Genomic DNA, 1,582 nt, shown 5'->3' with positions numbered 1-1,582 from the left:
ACGACAAGCAGTTCGGCCTCGAAACCATGTGCGTCGGAGGCGGACAGGGCATGGCCATGGTCCTCGAACGTCTCAGCTGAGAAGAAAGACAGGAAACACGATGGGCAACATCACCTACGACTTCACCGGCAAATCGGTCATCGTCACCGGCGCCGCCCGCGGCATCGGCCAGGCCCTGGCCCGCCACTTCGCCGAGGCCAAGGCGACCGTGTTCATGGTGGACTTCGACAAGGACGAACTCGACAAGGCCGCCCGCGAGGTCGGCGCCATCGGCATCCCCGCCGACGTCAGCGACACCGGTGACGTCGAGAACGTTGTCTCTACCGTGATCGCCGAGACCGGGCGGGTGGACATTCTGATCAACAACGCCGGGATCCTGCGCGACAAGGTGCTGTGGAAGCTGACCGACGAGGACTGGGACCAGGTCCTCAATGTCCACGCGGGCGGCACCTTTCGGTTCACCCGGGCCTGTGTGCCGCACTTCCGGAAGCAGGAATTCGGGCGGGTCGTCAACATCACCTCCTACACCGGACTGCACGGCAACCGCGGGCAGGCCAACTACGCCACCGCCAAGGCCGGGATCATCGGATTCACCAAGACCGCCGCGAAAGAGCTCGCTGCTTTCGGGGTCACCGTCAACGCGATCTCCCCGAACGCCGCGACCCGGATGACCGCCTCCATTCCGAAGGAGAAGATCGCCGAGGTCACCGGGCCCATCCCCCGCTTCGCCGACCCCGCCGAGATGGCCGACGCCATCGCCTTCCTCGCGTCCGAGGAAGCCGGCTACGTCACCGGCGTCGTCCTCCCGGTCGACGGCGGACTCTCCATCTGAGCGAGCCCACCTTTGAACGGAACCGATTCTCATGACTGATGTACTTTCTCGCCGCGATCTCGATTTCCTGCTCTACGAATGGCTCGACGTCGCCTCGTTGACCACCCGCAAACGCTTCGCCGAACACTCGAAGGACACCTTCGACGCGGTGCTCGACCTCAGCGCGGACCTCGCGCACAAGCACTTCGCCCCCCACAACAAGACGGCCGACGCGCACGAGCCGACCATGCGCCCGGACGGCACCGTCGAGATGATCCCGGAGGTCAAGACGGCGCTCGACGCCTACGCGGCGGCCGGTTTGATCGCCGGATCATTCGACGAGAGCGTCGGCGGAATGCAACTGCCCACCACGGTGGCGCGGGCGGCGATGGCCTGGTTCCAGGCCGCCAACGCCAGCACCTCGTCCTATCCGTTCCTCACGATCGCCAATGCCAACCTCATCGCGGCCTACGGCACCGAACAGCAGATCGACGCGTACGTCCGTCCGATGCTCGAGGGCCGCTGGTTCGGCACCATGTGCCTGTCCGAGCCGCAGGCCGGATCCTCGCTCGCGGACATCACCACCCGCGCGGTACCGCAGGAAGACGGCAGCTACCGGGTCACCGGAACCAAGATGTGGATCTCCGGAGGCGACCACGAACTCACCGAGAACATTGTGCACCTGGTGCTGGCGAAAACCCCGGGTGGCGGCCCGGGTGTCAAGGGCATCTCGCTGTTCATCGTCCCGAAATACCTTCCCGGCGCCGACGG

General features: G+C 65.5%; 2 protein-coding genes. Both read left to right on the top strand.

Going from position 1 to position 1,582, the window contains the following annotated elements; translation table 11 throughout:
* The first annotated feature begins 100 nt into the window (after nt 1-100).
* Entirely contained in the window at nt 101-832 is a 732-nt protein-coding gene (locus QM806_RS40805; RefSeq protein ID WP_133984120.1) for an SDR family NAD(P)-dependent oxidoreductase, read from the top strand.
* A gap of 31 nt (nt 833-863) precedes the next feature.
* Nucleotides 864-1,582 (top strand): acyl-CoA dehydrogenase family protein (locus tag QM806_RS40800; RefSeq protein WP_283295030.1); only part of this gene is annotated, 719 nt, incomplete at its 3' end.

This window comes from Rhodococcus sp. IEGM 1351 (assembly GCF_030056875.1).
Taxonomy (GTDB): Bacteria; Actinomycetota; Actinomycetes; order Mycobacteriales; family Mycobacteriaceae; genus Rhodococcus_F; species Rhodococcus_F opacus.
This window is presented reverse-complemented; position numbering and strand designations above follow the sequence as displayed.